At 68.9% G+C, this 17,548-nt stretch carries 11 protein-coding genes; 3 read left to right on the top strand and 8 right to left on the bottom strand.

Annotated features, from left to right (window positions below):
• The coding region (locus VGS97_RS14660) for a CRTAC1 family protein (protein WP_326854038.1) at positions 1 to 1,826 on the bottom strand (1,826 nt) is incomplete at its 3' end.
• 242 nt (positions 1,827 to 2,068) lie between these two features.
• Between VGS97_RS14660 and VGS97_RS14655 the strand changes: the two genes are divergently transcribed.
• Positions 2,069 to 4,486, top strand: coding sequence for a DUF4855 domain-containing protein (locus VGS97_RS14655; protein ID WP_326854037.1), 2,418 nt, complete (start codon positions 2,069 to 2,071; stop codon positions 4,484 to 4,486).
• A gap of 36 nt (positions 4,487 to 4,522) precedes the next feature.
• On the opposite strand, the gene VGS97_RS14650 is transcribed toward VGS97_RS14655, so the two are convergent.
• Positions 4,523 to 4,693, bottom strand: a complete 171-nt coding sequence (locus VGS97_RS14650) for a hypothetical protein (protein ID WP_326854036.1) — start codon at positions 4,691 to 4,693, stop codon at positions 4,523 to 4,525.
• Positions 4,694 to 4,913: 220 nt separating this feature from the next.
• On the opposite strand from VGS97_RS14650, the gene VGS97_RS14645 reads away from it, so the two are divergent.
• Positions 4,914 to 5,765, top strand: coding sequence for a maleylpyruvate isomerase N-terminal domain-containing protein (locus VGS97_RS14645; protein ID WP_326854035.1), 852 nt, complete (start codon positions 4,914 to 4,916; stop codon positions 5,763 to 5,765).
• A gap of 63 nt (positions 5,766 to 5,828) precedes the next feature.
• Here VGS97_RS14645 and VGS97_RS14640 read toward each other — a convergent pair whose 3' ends face one another.
• The gene (locus VGS97_RS14640) at positions 5,829 to 6,593 is read right to left on the bottom strand and encodes an SIMPL domain-containing protein (protein WP_326854033.1); all 765 of its coding nucleotides are present in this window, start codon (positions 6,591 to 6,593) and stop codon (positions 5,829 to 5,831) included.
• Between the two features lie 236 nt (positions 6,594 to 6,829).
• On the opposite strand from VGS97_RS14640, the gene VGS97_RS14635 reads away from it, so the two are divergent.
• Positions 6,830 to 7,375: a hypothetical protein gene (locus VGS97_RS14635; protein ID WP_326854031.1), complete on the top strand. Its 546-nt coding sequence runs from the start codon at positions 6,830 to 6,832 to the stop codon at positions 7,373 to 7,375.
• A 10-nt stretch (positions 7,376 to 7,385) separates the two neighbouring features.
• On the opposite strand, the gene VGS97_RS14630 is transcribed toward VGS97_RS14635, so the two are convergent.
• The 5 genes from VGS97_RS14630 to VGS97_RS14610 form a co-directional block, all read right to left on the bottom strand.
• Positions 7,386 to 8,180: an alpha/beta fold hydrolase gene (locus VGS97_RS14630; RefSeq protein WP_326854029.1), complete on the bottom strand. Its 795-nt coding sequence runs from the start codon at positions 8,178 to 8,180 to the stop codon at positions 7,386 to 7,388.
• A gap of 88 nt (positions 8,181 to 8,268) precedes the next feature.
• On the bottom strand, positions 8,269 to 8,724 hold the full coding sequence (locus VGS97_RS14625; RefSeq protein ID WP_326854028.1) for an acyl-CoA thioesterase: 456 nt from the start codon (positions 8,722 to 8,724) through the stop codon (positions 8,269 to 8,271).
• Positions 8,642 to 14,584: an SDR family NAD(P)-dependent oxidoreductase gene (locus VGS97_RS14620; RefSeq protein ID WP_326854027.1), complete on the bottom strand. Its 5,943-nt coding sequence runs from the start codon at positions 14,582 to 14,584 to the stop codon at positions 8,642 to 8,644. Before VGS97_RS14620 ends, VGS97_RS14625 begins: the two co-directional genes overlap by 83 nt.
• 8 nt (positions 14,585 to 14,592) lie before the next feature.
• Complete coding sequence (locus VGS97_RS14615) at positions 14,593 to 15,639, bottom strand: enediyne biosynthesis protein UnbU (RefSeq protein WP_326854026.1); 1,047 nt, start codon at positions 15,637 to 15,639, stop codon at positions 14,593 to 14,595.
• Between the two features lie 86 nt (positions 15,640 to 15,725).
• A partial coding sequence (locus tag VGS97_RS14610; protein WP_326854025.1) for a CRTAC1 family protein occupies positions 15,726 to 17,548 on the bottom strand: 1,823 nt, incomplete at its 5' end.

Raw genomic sequence — 17,548 nt, 5'->3', positions numbered from 1 at the left:
GCATGGGACGCGTTGGCATAAGGCACAGCGCCGAGGCCGAAGTGCAGATCTGGCGAGGAGAATCCCCCGTTGCCGTTGTCCGGATACACCTGTTCGGCCCGGTGGGTACCGTCCGGCAGGGTGAGATCGGCCGTCGCACCGATCGCCGGGCTGCTCGGTCCGGCCGGATCGCCGGCGCCGCATCGTCCCTCCCCCGCCGGTACGCGTAGCCGCAGTCCCAAGAACGCGCCCGCCTGCGAGTCGTTGTGCCAGAGAATCGACTGCCCGCTCTGGTTCGCCATGAGGTAATCGAGCCGCCCATCGCCATCGACATCGCCGACGGCGATCGCCCGGCCGGGTGTGTTTCCCTGCACTCCGAGTAGATCCGCGACATCCACGTAGCGTCCGCCGCGATCACGCACCATGAACTTGTCGCCGTCGTGGCCTGACAGATCGGCCCCCGCGGTGAAGTCCGGCCAGAGCCCCGGGTAGCGCAGGAAGACGTCCGAACCGATCGTGGCCTCCTGCATCTGCGGCCACCTGTTGGTCGAGCCGGCGCCGAATCCGGCGGCGACCACGATGGCGGGCTGACCGCTGTTGTCGAAGTCCGCCGCGGCCACACCCCAGCTCCAGCCGGTTCGCGACAGGCCGAGAGCCTCGCTGTGATCGTCGTAGTCGGCTACACCGCGATTCGCGTCGCGGCGGAACGTGTCGCGGTCGACCGTGGCGACGAACGCGAAGTTGTTCTCCATCGCGCCGTACGGTTCGGTGATGTTGCTGACCAGGATCGCGGGTATGCCGCTGCCGTCGAGATCGGCGAACGCGACGCCCATCCCCTTGAACGAGTCGTTGCCGAGCACCAGCGACTTCGGCGTGGTCAGGTGACGCACGCCGCGTGCCTCCCGGAAACGGATGTGACCTGGTGTCGACTGATTGATCAGCAATCGGTCAGGACCGAAGTCGTTGGCTATGTACAGATCGGGGAGCCCCGAGCCGGTCAGGTCCTGAGTGCCGAGCGCGAGCGTCCACTCGGTCGCGTCGCGCGGATCGAAGACTGCGGGAACCTCGGCGTAGTGGACATCGGGAATCGGCCCGCGGGTCGCGGAGACGAAACGATAGAGCCGCTTGGTGCCGCCGTTGCGGGCGTTCGACATCGACTCGGGCATTGCAAGCCCGGTCTGACGCGACGCCGGATCCAGGATCCGGGCGCCGTCAGGATAGTAATTGCCGAAGACGAGGTCGAGGTGACCTGTTCCGTCGTAGTCCCCGAGCGTCGCGGCACTCGTGTTCCACACCTGCGGCGGCGAGACGAGTTCGCGTGCGACGAACGCCGACCGCGACGGCGCCGTTCCGGGAATGCGCAGAAACAGCACCGGCGAACGGCCCCAGTAGTAGACAACGAGACTAGTCCAACCGCTCTCGATCAGATCGGCGGGCATGCAGCCCATCGGCGCGAAGTAGGCCGGCCCCGCCGACGGGACCAGCGTGAACGGCCGGTAGCGTGCACCGGTCGTCGGCGCGGGTTCGACGGTGACGCTCCCATCGCGGGGATCCACGAGACAGACATCGCGTGAGACCTTGCCGCCGTCCGCGGCGAACAGCGCCACGCTCGCGCCGAATCCGGAGATCAGCGCGGCGACCCGCCAGTAGGCGGGCGCGACCGTACGCAGAGGCATGGCACCGGGGCCGTTGGGCGCGTCGAGCGGATAAGGGGTGAACCGGAACGGGGTGGCCAGCGCGACACGCTCGGCCTGCGAGACCACCGGCAGCGCGGTGAACCACACCGCCACGGCGCAACACACGACAGCCAGCAGCGGGGTCACGATACGTCGAAGAGCGCCGATCATCCGCCTTCTCCCAAATCACGGCCGCGGCGGGAGAGCCCGCAAATCTACCGGCTGATACCCGCTGCGCGCGCGGCGCCTAACTATGCGTCACCCGTCTGCCGCACCGGACTGCTGCTCAGTAGCCGCGCAGCCCGCTCCCGGATAGCGCTGATCGGCTGGTTTCGACTGTGGAAATGCACTTCCACCCCCGCTGCGGGTATGAACCGGCGAACCACAGGAGGTGCATTTAGGTGATTCGCCGCTTGGCATCAGCGCGTCGACTCGTCGCCCTGGCACTGGGCATCGGTCTCATCGTGGCCGCCACCGCGGCGACCTCGGCGGCGGCGACGCAGCGTACGTCCTGGCAGCGCTCCATGCTCGTCTACCACGACGCGAGCCGGACAGACGCCGCGTGGCAACGGCACCTGATGCGAGTGGACGGAAACGGCCGGTTCACGGGGCAATGGCTGTTCGACGCCGCCATCCTGACCGCGTCGTCCATCAACGGCAAAGACCTGATGTACGCCGAACTCGACGGGCAGGACCTCAAGGCCCTGCTCGACCAGACGTTCGCCGATGCTGCACGGCTCGACGAAGCCGTCGGTGAGTTGGCGGCCAGGTACAGTCCGCCACCGGCGCCGATCAGAGTCTCCATCACGGTGCCGTGGTTCAACCCGGGCAACCACGGCCTCGTGCTGCCCGGATCGTCTGCCGCGCTGGATCTGAGCGACCCGGTGCAGCGGATCACCGCCACCGACTGGTATCTCGACCAGATCGGCTCCCGCGCGACCGCCGCCGGTTGGCGGAACCTGGCGCTCTACGGCGCGTACTACCACCATGAGGACGCCGTCGAGGTGACCGGCGACGCCACCTACGTCAAACAGTTCAACATCGAAGCGCACACCCGCGGCCTGTCCACCGTCTGGGTTCCGGGATTCAGCGGACCCAACGCCCTGAGCGGTACGAGCCTGGGTTTCGACGTCGTCAACGTCCAGCCGGGCTACGCCTTCCTCAACGCCCAGTACGAGGGCGACGTCGACGGCAGCCGCCTCCACGCGATCGGCGCCGAGTCGGCGAAGCGGCATCAGGCCTACGAGTACGAGGTGAGTTCCGCCGGCGAGTCACCTTACGAAAGGTGGATCGCGCACCAGTACCTCGCCGTCGCCGAGGAGACCGGAGCGACCGCATATCCGCAGGTCTTCTTTGCGGGCACCGCCGACGACATGTTCGACGCCATGACCGGCCAGGCGTCCACCACGGGTGACAGGTGGGCGACGTACAACGATCTCGCCGACTATCTCGCGGGCGGCACGCTGCGCAATCTGGAGATCCGCGTGCCATGGGCACCGAGCGCCCAAGCGGACGGCTCGCTTCAGCAGGTGTGGATGCCTGCCGCAGGCCAGAACCCCACCGCGCTGCGGCTCGACTTCGGCGACGCCGACAGCTCACACCCGTGGCAGGGCACGCTGACGGTCCGGGTGAACCGGCGGGGTGGTTCCGGCGCTGCGTTCGCGCAGCGCAGCGGGGCCGGAGAGATGCTCGGGTACGACAGTCTCCAGGTGCCCCTGCCCATCACGCAGGACGGGGACGACGCCATAGTCTCGGTGACCGTCACGATGAGCCGCCAAGCCGGTAGCCCGTGGCCGTACGTGCAGCGTCTGGTCGCCGTGCAATACGCTCTGCCCGTCGTGGCGAGCGGAACCGCGGGCGAGACCTCGTCGGCCCCGATCGCCGTCCAGACCGGCCCGCACGCCGATTCCGTCCCGTCGAGCCTCGGCTACGCCGCCGGGAAGCTCACCGACGAGAACATCTCTCCGACCGGCGCCTGGAACTGGGACGGCGCGATGGGGTGGAACCTGTTCGACGGACGGTTCAGCGTTTCCATCGATCTGGGAAGCAGATACCCGATCGCCTCGGTCGACGTGATAACTCACCTCGATCAGTCCGCCGCGGTGAACTGGCCCTACGGGCTCGCCGTCGACATCGGCTCGGACTGCGCGCCACGCGACACCGGCATCGTCGGCGAGACCTGCCAGAGCGTCGGCACCGCCGGGCCGCCCACCTTGACCACCCGGCCGGTCAACGGCTCACCGCTGGAAACCGCCGGGACGTTCTCACTGCCCGTCGCCGACGTCTCCGGACAGTACGTGACCGTCTCGGGTGCCGGCACCGGATGGGTCCTGCTCGACCAGATCGAGGTCAGGGACAGCAGCGGCGACATCGTGTCGGCCGGCAGGCCGTACACGGTCACGCCGACGCCGTCAGTGCAACAAGGCGCGCGCACGGCTTACGCGGACGATTCCAGCAGGCTCGTCGACGACGTCGTCAACCCCGACTTCCGGCCGCAGTACTCCCAGATGTTCTCCGGTATCAGCGCGACCACCGGCGGCACGGTTCAGGTGACCTGGCGTCATGCGCATCGGATGAGCTTCGCGACCGTGTGGATGGCCGACGCGAACCCGGGTTACGCAGTGGTACTGCCCGCGAACGTCGCCATCCAGTGGCGCAACCAGAACAACCACTGGCAGGTCGCAGGGGTGGTCACCCCGACCACGACGCGCGGACCTTCGCCCAACGCAAGACTCGTGCTACCCGGCTACGCCCGAGTGACAGGGATAAGAGCCGAACTGCCCGGCGGGTCACAAGGCTGGTACATGCTCAGCGAGATCAGCTCGCAGTAACTCGTGTGGAGCAGCAGTGCCGGACGAGTCGAGTCCTCATGCCGACTGTCCGGCCACGCCGTCCGAGTCGGCGTGGCCGGAATCGGGGCGGACGAGCCGGTCCCAGGTCGCGTCCTGCTCCCCGGGCACTATCCGTCCCGCCAGCCGCCACTTGCGCGCCGTCTCGGCGAAGATCGGTTCGTCCGGCGAACGGGTTAGAACATCCATGCGCGAATCCGTCTTGCACGGGCCGGTACCCAGATTCCGGAACAGGAGCCTGTTTCTCTGCACGAGCCATCAACGACACCCCTCCCGCGCGGGCAACGTCAACTCACTCGATCGTGTGGGAGTGCTGCCAAAGCTGAGCCGAATGGATATATCACCCAAACCGGCGATTTACGATAAGCGCGAATACGCACGGTTGTGAGCTCAGTACGGAGGGTGACCCATGGATCAAGCCGGTCGCGCGGCACTGCGAAGATTCCTGCCTCAGGCGGGACGGGAACTGGTGCATATCCTGCGTGTCACGGACCCGAACGCACCGGTGCTCGGTTCACAGTGGAGCGTGAGCGAGGTGGCTTCGCATCTGGCCTCGGTCTTCGAGGCGTTCGCGAAGGCGGCGGTCGGCAGCGGCGGCCACTACGCGCACCTCGTGCCGCAGGAGTCTGATTTCCACGCCCGGCTGGCCGCGGTCAACGACGCGGTTCTGCGAACCCGCGAGAACCAGCAAGGTACGCGACGCGGGGTGGACGCCTGCGCCGAGATCATGGAAGCGATCGCGACGTTCCTGGACGCCACCGCCGCTCTCCCGGCAGACGGATCCCTGGACACGCCCTGGTACGGCCCGGGGGTGACGCGCACGCCGGACACACTCATCGCGCTGGCGGTGAGCGAGGTGCTGTTCCACGGCTTGGACGTGGCCCGCACGACGCGCTCGCCGTGGCGGATCGATCCCGGCATCGCGGCCGTGCTCGTCACTGAGCTGTTCTCGACGATGGTGCCGTTGATGCTGACCGAGCTCGGGCGTGCCACGACCGTGTCCTACCGGGTCAGCTGGCGGGGCGCCCTGGCCGCGAGCCCGGATGTGCTGGTCAGTTTCGCCAACCGCACGGTGGCGGTACGCCCGGCCGCGCGCGGAGAGCGTGCGGACTGCCGCATGTGGGCCGAACCCGTGTCGTTCCTGCACGTCATGTACGGACGTACATCCATTTGGCAAGCCGCTCTCACCGGGAAGGTGCTCGTCACCGGCCGCCGGCCGTGGGCCGCCACCCGCCTGCCACAGTACGTCTCACGCCCATAAAGACACCCGGGCCAAGAGCCCGGACCAGGGACATAAATCAAAGACCTGAATGGCGATCCCGGATCAATGGCTTGCGTCGCCGAGGCCCTGGCTCGCGAAACAGCGCTCGGCCACACGCACCGTCACCTCGACAGTGGTCTGGCCCGCGCTGACCGGCACCGACTGCGGCGGCTCCCCGCCCGAGCCCAACGGCGCGGCGATGGAGCCGCCGACGTCGGTCACCTCGTCCGGGTTGCAGAAATTCATCCCGGCGTTCTGGGCGTCCTGCATGACCCTGGCATCGGCGTTGTTGTAGGCGTCGTCGCGGGCGCGCTGTTCCAGCGAGGCGGGGTCCGACAGGCCGAACTGCACCGACGAGATCTGGATGACGTTTCCGCCGCTGGCGACGGCGTCGTCCAGAACCTTTCCGTCCTTGCTCAGGTCGTGCAGGACGAACTCCATGCAGTGCAGGACGTGGTAGCCGGCGATCGAGAACTGTCCGGTGGGCGGTGACCCGTAGTTGTAGTCGGGGCCGATCGAGAACGTGGTGGTCTGCACGTCGGCGTCGGCGATGCCGTCCTTCGACATCGCAGTGCGCACCTTCGAGATGGCGGAGTTGTTCGCATTGAGCGCGACAGAAACCGTCGACGCGTGAGTGTCGGCGCACAGCGTGAACGTCATCTCGTCCGGCAGGCCACTCGCGTTTCCCGTCCCGTCCGCCGTGACCATCGTGCCGTCCGAGGAGGGCCCGCTCGCCGCCGCGGCTGACGTCGTCGATGCGATCCCGAATGCGGTGGCCAGCGCTGCGGTCGCGCCGACGCGGATCAAGACGTTCTTACTCGCGATCACTGAGCCACTGTCTCCTCACGCACACCGCCCACGCCCGTACAGGCGAAGCCACCGCACTAGTCCATAACGGCTCTTCGAACCGAGTCCATCACGGTTGCCACCACGCAAAGCGCTGCCGCGCCGCTGATCCACCCGAACAGCCCAATGGATAAGACTCCTGCTCCATACGGATGGTTATTGCGTGCGTCGCACCCGGCATTTGGAATGGCCCGACCGTATCAGGGCATGATCAAACCATGAAAAGCCGAACCATGACAATTGCCGGTCTGACGGTCCTCACACTCACTGCGCCGAATATGGCCACCGCCTTTGCAACGCCTGCGCTCGCGGACACCGTGACGCCGATCGTTTGGTGCGACGACGGCTATTATCTGCGCACATTCAGCTCGGGCCTGACCAGTACTCCGCACGATTTCACCGAGACGATCATCGGCGCGCTGTCCGACTGCACGTCACCCGCGATCTCCGGTGATCCGACGGTGAACGGCGTGGCGACTTTCCGAGGTAGCGGCACGGGAACCGGCAGCTGCACCGACGACGGAACGATGAGCGAGGCGTGGGAGGTCGAATGGGCCAACGGCCGGACCAGTACGATCACCTTCTCGACCGCGGTCAAGGCAGGTAAAGCCTCGATCCTCAGCACGGGAACGGTCACCGCGGGCGAATTCATGGGAACCAAGATCATCGGAACTCCCATCGCCGCCGACGACAACGTCGCCTGCGGGACACAGCAAGGGATGACGGACGAACTCGGCCGTATTCCTACACTGGTAGCCCTCTGACCTTTGACCTCTAAACGACCACACCATCTGCGTCGGCTGACTCCGCCTGATTCGGAATGGTCGGCACGGGCGCCGGTTCGAGGCCTGACCAGAACTCGGTCAGCAGCGTCGCCAGCGCCTCGGGGCGATCGAGCTGCGGAGACGAACCGGCTCCGGCGACGAGTTCCACCTTCACGTCAAGCTCCTCGGCGCGTTCCTCACACTGCGCGACAGCCGGCCGGCCGGCAGCCTCGCCGGTGCACACGAACACCGGCACGCCGCATTGCCTGAGTTCCGCGTAAGGCACAGGCATGAGCGATCGAGCCGCCTCGTCGAACATGCCCAATAACGCCCTCGGGTCGCTCCCGCGTAACTGGTCGTTACGCAGCGTTGCAGGCTCCGGCTCCGGCCCGGCACAGATGAGGGCCAAGCTGAGCACTTTGCCGAGCGTCTTCTCGGGTGCCGCGACGCACGAGTGCGCGGCGACGAGGGCGCCAAAGCCGTGGCCGACCAAGTGCACCGGCCGACGCGCGGCCGCCGCTGTGAACGCTACGTCCAGGTCCCTGGCCAGGGCGGCGATCGTGTACGCGGCCATGTCGCCGACACCGGGGGTCTCGTGCTGGCCGCGCTGGTCGATGGCGAACGTCCGGTATCCGGCGTCGGCCAGGATCTCCATCAGCGGCAGGAAGTCCTCCTTGGCACCGGCGATTCCGGGAACCAGTACTGCTGTCGGTGCCGGCTGCGCCGCGGCGCCGACACGAGCCTCAAGAGCACTGAGAGGACCGTTGGGCGCGGGCAGGAGCATTCGGGTGATCGTGCTGGCCACAGTGGGGTTTCCTCGATTCCTCTCGGGCTGACGGAGCGTCGGAACGCCAGAACACGCGCGCCATGTGCTCCATCCATCGCGCGCGGTTTCAGACACGCGGCCCGGCCAGGCCGACCACAGGTTCGTAGGGCCTGAGCGCGGCGCGAAGTTCCTCGGGCAGTTCCGTCGGCTCCGTGCCGCCGGGAATCCGGCGCACACACGCGGTCGTCTGCTCGCCGACCGCCACCAATTGCGCCGCGCCGCGCACCCGGTAGTAGTCGAAGCGCATCGTCACCTTGTTGTCCCTGATCTCGCGCAGCGACATCCGCACTTCGACGCAGTCGCCCGCGAACAGCTCGTCGAAGAAGTCGCAGCGGCTGGCCGTGGTGACCATCGCGAAATCGCCCTGCAAGGCGCTCATCACGCCGGGAGCGTGCGCGAACAGAAAGCTCTCGCGGCAGTGGCCCTGCCAGAGGAAGTAGTTACTGAAATACACGTTCCCGACGAGATTCGTCTCTTCGAGCAGGACCTGGTGCCGGTAGTTGTAGGTTCGCTCCTGCCACATCGACGCCTCCAGTCATCACGGCCACGGCGAGCGCCGCGTCCTGCATTCCGGCCACTGCCTCGACTGCCGCCTCGACCGCCGCCCCGGCTCCATCAGCCGCATCGACCGCCTCGACCGGAGCGAGCCGCGCAGGCAGCGCCAGCACAGCGATCGACTCGCCGCCGCTGCGCAACAGGACCCATCCGTCCTCGAACACGCCGCCGAGGACGAGCGGCGCGCTCGGCGCGCGGCCGTACTTGGCCAGGCACTCGCTCACCGTCCAGAGGCGGGCGGCCGTGGCGGCTTCCGGCTCGACGAGCACCGCCCGAAGCGGCGCCCAGAGATCGGATACGCCCGCGCCGAGAGCGTCGAGCACGCCGGCGGTCTGCGCGCCGCGTACCAGCTGCCAGTCCACCGCGGTCTGCGTTCCCGCACCGGTTTGCAGCGTCAACGCTCCGCAGTGGCTGCGCGACATACCGCGCGGCGGCCGGGCCGTCGGCACAGTCCGCCCGCCGGATCTGCGGATGATCTCGATGCCGATGCCCCGATCGAGGCCAAGGGCGAGCGCGCCACGTTCAAGCAGCACACCGAAGAGTCCTGGCGGCCAGGGGGTTTCGCGCGGCAGCGGACCGACGTCCTTGAGCCGCAGCCCGCGCCAGCAGGCGACGAGGATCCCGGCGCCGTCGACGACGTCGAGGTCCCATACGTAGACTCCCCCGTCGGCGCTGCGCTCGTGAGCGTGCACGTCGACCGTGGCGCCGGTGGTCTCGCCGCTCGCCCAAAACGCTTCGCAGCCGACCGGAAGCACACGACGATGCGGCACGCAGGCCTGAAGCGCGTGGATGGCCGCGTCGTTGCAGCCGATTCCGCCGAGCAGCAATCCGGCTCCGGCTGCGCGATCGCCCGTGAACCAGCGGACTGACTTATCGCCGAGGATTCGGACCCTGACCTGCCGGGCGCGCAGACTGTGCAGCGAGTGCACCCTGCGGAAGACGCCCCGATGGAAGTAGAGCGGCCCGTAAAGGTCTTCGGCCTTGGCATCAGGAGCCTGAGCCTGTGATTGCCCGGGCCCGGATTCGCCCGGGATCCGCGCGACGGCAGTGGATGCGTGCGGCGCCGGGTCGAGCGGGAAGCGGGCGGTGAAATGGTCGGTGCGGAAGCCGGTCTCGTCACTGCGCAGAGCCACTGTCACAGCGTCGCCGTCGATCAGCGCGCACAGCCGCAGAACACGCGGAGCGTCGCCGTCCAGGAGCACCGGGTGATCGAGTGCGATGTCCGCCGCGAGGCGAAGCGGACGGCCGGCGAGCGCACAGGCCGCCTCGGCCATGGCCTCAAGACCGACCACCGCCGGCAACACCAGCGCGCCGTCGATCTGGTGGTCGCGCAGGTACGGGTCCGTGTCCGTGCTGATCCGGGCCTCGGCGACGAGTTCCACGCCGCGATAGTGCACGCGGATGGTCTCCAGGAAGCGCATCGTCTCGACTGACCGGCCCGCCGGCTGGGTGTCTTGGGGCGGCAGGCCCAGCCGTCCGTGCACGGCAACGCTGGACGGAAGATCCGGAGCGTCGGCCAGGGCGAGAAAAAGCTCGACGCCCTCGTGCACCGCGATCGGCGTGACGTCGTGCCTGAGCAGTTGATCGAGTACGCCGAGCCGCTCCCCCATACCCGCGCCGGACCAGACAGACCAGTCGACGTTGATCGTCCGGCAGCCGGGCAACGCCTCCGCGAGCCGCTCGACGCGCTCGCGCATCAGGCCATTGGCGAGAGCGTAGTGGCATTCGCCGGGCATTCCATGGCGGCCGATCACCGATCCGAAGGTGATCAGGAGCCGGATCCGGTCGCGGTCGACGGCTGCGAGCAGGCAGTCGAAGCCGCCGCTCTTCGGCGCGAGGTGCGCGCGGACGTCGGCCGCAGTGAGGTCCGCGAAGCGACGCGGCACGTTGCTCCCGGCGGCGTGCAGGATGCCGCTGATCGGGCCGAGATCGCGGATGAGTGCGGCCACGGCCCGCGCCGTCGCGGCCTGGTCGGCGATGTCGGCACTCTGATAGGCGAAGCGGATCCCGGCTCCGGCCAGGCGGTCGAGATTCCGCCGGAGCACCGCGTCCCGTGCCGGATCGCTGCGGCCCACGAGGCCGAGCGCGAGCCCGTCGCGTTCGGCCAGACGCGCGGCGCATTCGTAGCCGATGCCCTTCCCGCCGCCGCTCACCAGGAGCACATCACCCACACTGAGCACGGACTGCGCAGCGCCGGGGAGTGAATAAGGCTGAGATTCGGGCTCGTGGACCGAACCGTCCTCGTGCACGACGAGCCGCTGTAGCCGCCCGGGCCGCGCCGCCGCGATCGAGCCGCCGGCTTCGAGACCGGCCGGTGACGCAGGCACCTCAAGCACGGTGATGCCCAGCTCCGGGTGCTCTCGATGAAGGCTGCCCGCGAAACCGGTGAGTGCCGAACCGTGCGTGACGAGGATCAACCGGCCAACGTCCACGGCCGCGCATGACACGGCGAGGAGTAGTTCGACGGCGCCCGGCGCGTCGGGCTCGGGCAGATAGAGCAGTTCCGCCCGCCCCCGCGGGTCGGATCCCAGGATGCTCGCAGCCGCCTCGGACAACGGTCCGGCGGCGACGCGGACGCGCCCGGGTCGATCGGCCGGGCTGTGCGCGGCCGAGGTCGCGGCCGAGGTCACCACGTGGGGCACGTCCGTGAAGCAGCGGATCCACGGTCCGACCCCGTGGCAGACGCCGCCCGCGCCGACGCCGTCGCCTCGGACGGGGAGGGCTTTGAGCAACTCCACCATCTCGGCGATGCTCGCGTCGGCGAGGGTGAGCGGCGCCGCGGGAGCTTCGCGGCCGACGGCGCGCGCGCACTCGGCGACGAGCTGAGCCACCTTCAGAGATGACAAGTGCAGGTCGCTGAGCAGGCGCAGGCTGAGATCGAGCGAGTCCGGCGAGAGCTCGGTGGCCTGCGCGACAAGGCGCAGAACGACTGCGGGGACGTCGGACGACCCGCCTTCCCCGGTCTCGGCCTCCGGCGCGGGAATCGGAGCGGGGGCCGGCACGGCCACACGCTCGGCCAAGTCCACGAAGTCTTCGAGCCCTGTATCTGTGTCTTCACCGTCTTCACCGTCTTCACCGGGCGCGATGGCGCACGGGTTGCCGATGAACACCCGCTCGCGCCATGGGTCGATCGGCCGAGCGGCTCGGCCTGCGAAGAGCGGCGCGGCGTTCGTGAGCGCGCCGCTGGCGTAGAGCGCCGCGGCGGTCTCGGCACGTGCGCGGTGACCGTCCGCGCCCACGTCGAGCGAGACGCATGGCGACTCGCCGTCGGCGACCAGTGCCGCCAACGTGCGTCCCGGACCGATCTCGCACAGAAGATCGGCCTGCGCGCAGACGTGCTCCAGCGCCTCGTGGAAGCGCACCGGCGCGGTCATTTGCCGGACCAGGAGTTCGAGCACGTCATCCGCCGGATCAAGGACACGTCCGGTCACTGCGGAGAACACGGGCCTTTTCGTACGAGCGAACTGCGCCGCGCGCAGGAAGTGCTCGAAGGCAGTGGCGGCGGGTGCGACCGCCGGCGAGTGGAACGCGTGCGCGACAGGCAAACGCGCCGCCGCCACCGAGCGGCCCGCAGCCCGCGCCGCCACCAGATTCAGTTCCTTGATGGAACCCGCCACGACGTGGGACCAGGGTCCGTTGAAGGCGGCGATCACGACGTCAGTGCCGATACACAGCTCGCGGGCCGTCGAAGCGTCCGCGGTCAAGCTGAGCATGCCGGTGTCCGGCGCGCTCAGGGCGGCCATGAGTCGTCCGCGCACCCCGACGAGACGCGCGCCGGAAACGGGGTCGAGTACTCCGGCCCAGACCAGCGCGGCGAATTCGCCGAGACTGTGGCCGAGCGCCGTGACGGCGGACACGCCAAGGCGCTCAAGCCAGCGCAACCCGGCCAGCGTCTGCTGATGAATGGTCAGCTGCGCATTCGCGGACCCGGCGGCTGCCCCGCTGAGAGTCTCCCCCTCGGTATCATCGTTCTGCGACCGGGTCTCCCATCGAGCCAGATCATCTCCAATCACGCCGAAGCCGCTGCGGATCGGGGCGCCCTGCCCAGGGAAGAGCAGTGCGACACGGCCATGGCAGGCCTCGCCGATCCACACTCCCGGCCGTGTCGCAAGCGTTCTGCGACGAATGCCGCCGAGGAGATCCGCCGCTTCGGCAGCGCGCCGGGCAAGTGTTTCCGGCGATCCCGCGATCAAGGCCACGCGGACGGCGCCGTCGTGCCCCGTGCCAGCCGGTGCGCAGGCCAGGTCCTGCAATTCGGACTCTGAGAAGCGCGTCGCGTTGGCCGCGAGACGACGCAACCGGTCCGCGACGTGCCCTCGGTCCGCGCCGCTGACCAGGAACAGCTCCTCCTGTGGAGGGCGCGCCCTGGCCGACGGCACGGTGCGCGCCGCCGCCGAGACCGCCCGCGGCCGGGCAGGACCCTGATCCGCGCCCGGCTCGGCGAGTACCAGGTGGGTGTTGATGCCGCCGAAGCCCATCGCGCTGACCCCGGCCACGCGCGGGCCTTCGGGCCAGAGCTCAGGGCGGTCGAGCACGCGCAGGACCGCTTGCCCGCCGCACAGTTCGGGTCGCGGCCGCTCGCATCCGGTCGCGGGCGGCAGGATCCCGGTGGCCACGCTCCACGAGGCCTTGATCAGTCCCGCGATTCCGGCGGCCGCCTTGGTGTGGCCGATGTTCGCCTTCACCGAGCCGAGCGCCGCCAGCGTGTTCGCACCCTGACACAGCTCGGTCAGTGCCCGCAGTTCCACGGCGTCGCCGACCGCGGTTCCGGTGCCGTGGCCCTCGACGAGGCCGAGCCGCGCCGGCTCGATCCCCGCGTGCGCGTAGGCACGACGCAGCGCGAGAAGTTGACCGGCGGCTTCGGGCCGGGTGATCCCTCCGGCGCCATCCGACGAGACGCCCCAGCCGAGGATCTCCGCGTAGACCGGCAGGCCTGCGGCCGCCGCGTCCTCGGCGCGCATCAACGCAACCATTCCGCAGCCCTCGCCCGGGATGAAACCCGTGGCCCGCTCGTCATAAATGCGCATGCGGTCAGCGGCCAGTGCGCCGAGCCGCGCGAAGCCGACCAGTTCGAAGGGGTCGAGGCTGATGTCTACGCCGCCGGCGAGCACGAAGTCCGCACTCGCATCCCGCAGCTGGCCGCAGGCCGAGATCACGGCGAGCAGCGAGGAGGCGCAGGCGCCGTCGACGGTGAATCCCCCGCCGTGGAAGTCGTACTGGTTGCAGATCCGCCCGGCGATCGTGTTCGCGAGCGAGCCGGCCAACGTTTCGTCGTTCGGCGCGGTGAACGGCTCAAGGAAGCGCTTTTCGACACCGGCGAGCACCGTGCTGACGATGTCCGCAGGCAGCGATTGCTCCGCGAGGCTGCCGGCCAGAACCGAGCGCACGTAAGGCCAGCGCAGCCGGAGCGTGTGCGCTCGCGTGACCTCTCCGGTCAAGCTGTTGCCGACCACCACGGCCACTCGATCCCGATCGAGACCCTCGCCCTCCGGGAATCCGGCATCCGCCAAGGCCCGCGCCGCGGTCTCAAGGGCCAGCCAGTGCGCCGGATCGGCGGACCGGTACAGCTCACCGGGCACGCGGAAGGCGGCCCGGTCGAATTCCCAGCCCTCCAGCACACCGACCCGCGTGCCGTAGAGGCTGTCGGGACGCGTGCGGCCGGCATCGTGGTAATCGGCCAGGGCCAGGCGTTCCACAGGCATGCGGCGAAAGGCCCGGCGCTGATTGAGCACGCTGTCCCACAGCTGCCCGGGATCGTCAGCATCCGGATACCGACAGGCCATCCCGACGACGGCGATGCGGCCGGAAGAGGAGGTGCGCGCGGACATGTGGCTCCTCAGGACGCTTCCACGGCGCCGGCTGCGTCCACCGCGTCCACAGTGAGCCGCCGCCGTGCGGACGTTTGCTCCACCCGCGGCTGAGGGATGCGGCGCGGCCGGCGCAGGTCGAGCCCCACCAGAACGGCCCCCCGCAGCGCACAGGTGATCACCAGGGCGAAGAAGAACCCGAAGACGATGTGCACTTGCACCAAGAGCCCGTAGACCGCGGCCGCGGTGAGACCGAACACGACCTGGTTGCGCGTGCGCGAGGGCGTGGTGCCCGGGTCGGTGATCATGTAGTTGGTGAAGAGCACGAACGCGCTGCCGGTCACCGGCAACAGAGCGCTGATCGTCGAGACGTCCGTGAACGCGCCGCGGACCAGCGCCTGGAGCACGAACCCGCCGACCCAGCCGAGAATCAGCGGCATCCTGCCGGTGAGCTTCCCGTTGAGCATCGAACCCAGGACCAGCACGACAGCAGGGGGGACCGCCGCCCACCAGCCGGGCAGCCACTCGGTGAACTGGTACGGCGGCGCGATCCCGACCCAGGGGAAGAGCAGCAGCACCGCGACGATGCCGGTGTTGCTGGGGTTGAGCACGTGGCGGCCCGCGCCGCGGACCCGGATCCGGATCAGGTATTTGCTGGAGACGCCGACGACCGCGGCCAGCACCGTGGCGCTGATGTTGCTTCCGGAGTAGAGCAGCATCGCGCAGGCCAGGCCGCCGATGTAGGCGGGCAGGAAGAAGTCGGTCACCCGTCCGGCCGGTGCCAGCCATCGCGGCCTGCGCCGACCCGCGGCGGCGTCCACGCTTTCGAGCACCGCCTCCGTCGCCACCGCCGCCAGCACGGCGAGGACCGGCGTCGCGTATGCCTGCTCGAATCCCAGGACCGTGTGTCCCAGGACCGTGGCGACCGTGATGGAGAAGGCGAACTGACGCAGTGCCATGCTGCGCTTGTCGCAGCTCTTCCCGGTCGCGCCCTTTTCGCAGCCCTCCTCGGCCTCAGCCTTGTCACACGCGTTTGCCGTCCCGTGCCTTCCGGAGGCCGCACTCAGAACGTTCATACGGCGAGCGTCCATACGAAGAGTGCTCATACGGGAAGCATTGATACGGGCGATGTTGATACGGACAGTATTGATACGGGCAGTGTTCATCGGATCTCCGCGGTCGTGCCGTCGTCGGCGAGTACGAGCGTGTGCCATCCGGAACCGAGGGACACCGTGGCGCTGTGCCGCACACCGTGTGAGTCCCGCCAGTCGATCCCGACCCGCAGCAGCCCGCTGATCCGCTCTCCGCCGAGGCCGAAATGCAGGTCGGGCGCGGCGACTGCGCCGTGCCCGTTCGCCGGGAAGACCTGCTGACGGGTGACGGCGCCGCCGGGTAGTTCGAGCGTTGCGACGGCGCCGATCGCGGGCGCGCCGACGCCGGAACCTCCAGCCGAGGCAGGCAGCCGCAGCCGCAGCCCGACGAACGGCCCTGCCTGCGATTCGTTGTGATAGAGGAAGGACTGTCCCCACTGGTTCGCCGCGACGTAGTCGAGCCTCCCGTCGCCGTCCACATCACCCACCGCGAAGCCACGTGTGACGGCGGTCGAGCCGACGCCGATCTTCTGCGCGACGTCGACGTAACGGCCGGAGGGCGTGCGCACGAAGAACGTGTCAGGGTCGTGTCCTGACACCTCGTCGCCGGGCTCGATGTTCGGCCACAGCTCGGGGTGGCGCAGGATCAGGTCGTTCGACGTCGCGGCCTCCTGGAGCTGCGCCCAGCGGTCGGTGTGCCCGGTCACGAAGCCGGTCGCGTGCATCACCTGCGGATAGCCGGAGTTGTCGAAGTCCGCCGCGACCACGTCCCAGGTCCAGCCGGAGTGGGCGAGGCCGAGTTCGTCGCTGTGGTCGTCGTACGGCGCGAAGCCTCGGTCGAGGTCGGCGGCGAGTTGCGCGCCGGAAACCGTCGGCTGGAAGACGAAGTTGCTCTCCTCCAGCGCGAACGGCTCGGTGATGTTGCTGACCAGGATCGATTCGCTCCCGCTGCGGTCCAGGTCCGCGAAGGCCACGCCCATGCCCTTGAACGAACCGTTGCCGAGCACCTTCGACTTCGGCGTGGTGAAGTGCCGCTGCCCGACCGCGGCGCGGAAGGCGAAGTGCCCCGGCGTGGACTGGTTGACCAGCAGCCGGTTGATACCGAAGTCGTTGGCCTGGTAGATGTCCGGCAGGCCGTTGTCGGCGAGGTCCTGGGTGCCCAGCGCGAGCGTCCAGCCGGTGAGCGGCCGCGGTCCGAAGGCGTCGGGCACCTCGGCGTAGTGCACGTCCGGGGACGCGCCGCCGCGAGCCGAGACGAAGCGGAACAGGTGCAGCGTGCCGCCGTTGTGCGCGTTGGAGAACGAGGACGGCATCTGGAGTTCCGGCTGCACGGCCGTCGGGTCGAGCACTCGGGCGCCGTCCGGGAAGTAGTTCCCCACGACCAAGTCGAGGTGCCCAGTACCGTCATAGTCGCCGTACGTCATGGCGTTGCTGCTCCACACGGGGTGCCCCGGGACCAGTTCACGTGCCACGAACGCGCCGGGACCAGGTGCGACTCCCGGCTTGCGCATGAAGATCACCGGAGAGCGCCCCCAGTAGTACACGACAAGGTCCTGCCACCCGCTCCCGGTGAGATCCGCGGGGACGCAGCCCATCGGCGCCTCGTACGAGGGCTGGTACAGCCCGGCCGGCACCAGAGTGAAGGGCCGGTAGCGCTGCCCGGTCGTGGGCGCCGGCTCGACCGTGACAGTGTCCGTACGCGGGTCGACCAGACACACGTCGTGGGAGACGGCGCCGCCGTCCACCGCGAACAGCGCAGCCGCCGCCCCCACCGAGGAAATCCAGGCGCTGATGTGCTTGTAAACAGGCGCGACAGGCCGCAGCATGCGCTCTCCCGCCCGATCGGGCGAGTCGAGCGGGTACGCGGTGAAGTGAAACGGCGCCGCCGCGGCAC

The organism is Actinocrinis sp., from assembly GCF_035946395.1.
In the GTDB taxonomy this organism is placed as follows: domain Bacteria; phylum Actinomycetota; class Actinomycetes; order Streptomycetales; family Catenulisporaceae; genus Actinocrinis.
This window is presented reverse-complemented; position numbering and strand designations above follow the sequence as displayed.

Excerpts from the sequence above, each read along its gene's own strand:
- VGS97_RS14645 (WP_326854035.1), top strand. The coding sequence starts at position 4,914 with ATGGATCAAGCCGGTCGCGCGGCACTGCGAAGATTCCTGCCTCAGGCG.
- VGS97_RS14650 (WP_326854036.1), bottom strand. The coding sequence starts at position 4,693 with ATGGATGTTCTAACCCGTTCGCCGGACGAACCGATCTTCGCCGAGACG.
- VGS97_RS14615 (WP_326854026.1), bottom strand. The coding sequence starts at position 15,639 with ATGAACGTTCTGAGTGCGGCCTCCGGAAGGCACGGGACGGCAAACGCG.
- VGS97_RS14635 (WP_326854031.1), top strand. The coding sequence starts at position 6,830 with ATGAAAAGCCGAACCATGACAATTGCCGGTCTGACGGTCCTCACACTC.
- VGS97_RS14620 (WP_326854027.1), bottom strand. The coding sequence starts at position 14,584 with ATGTCCGCGCGCACCTCCTCTTCCGGCCGCATCGCCGTCGTCGGGATG.
- VGS97_RS14625 (WP_326854028.1), bottom strand. The coding sequence starts at position 8,724 with ATGTGGCAGGAGCGAACCTACAACTACCGGCACCAGGTCCTGCTCGAA.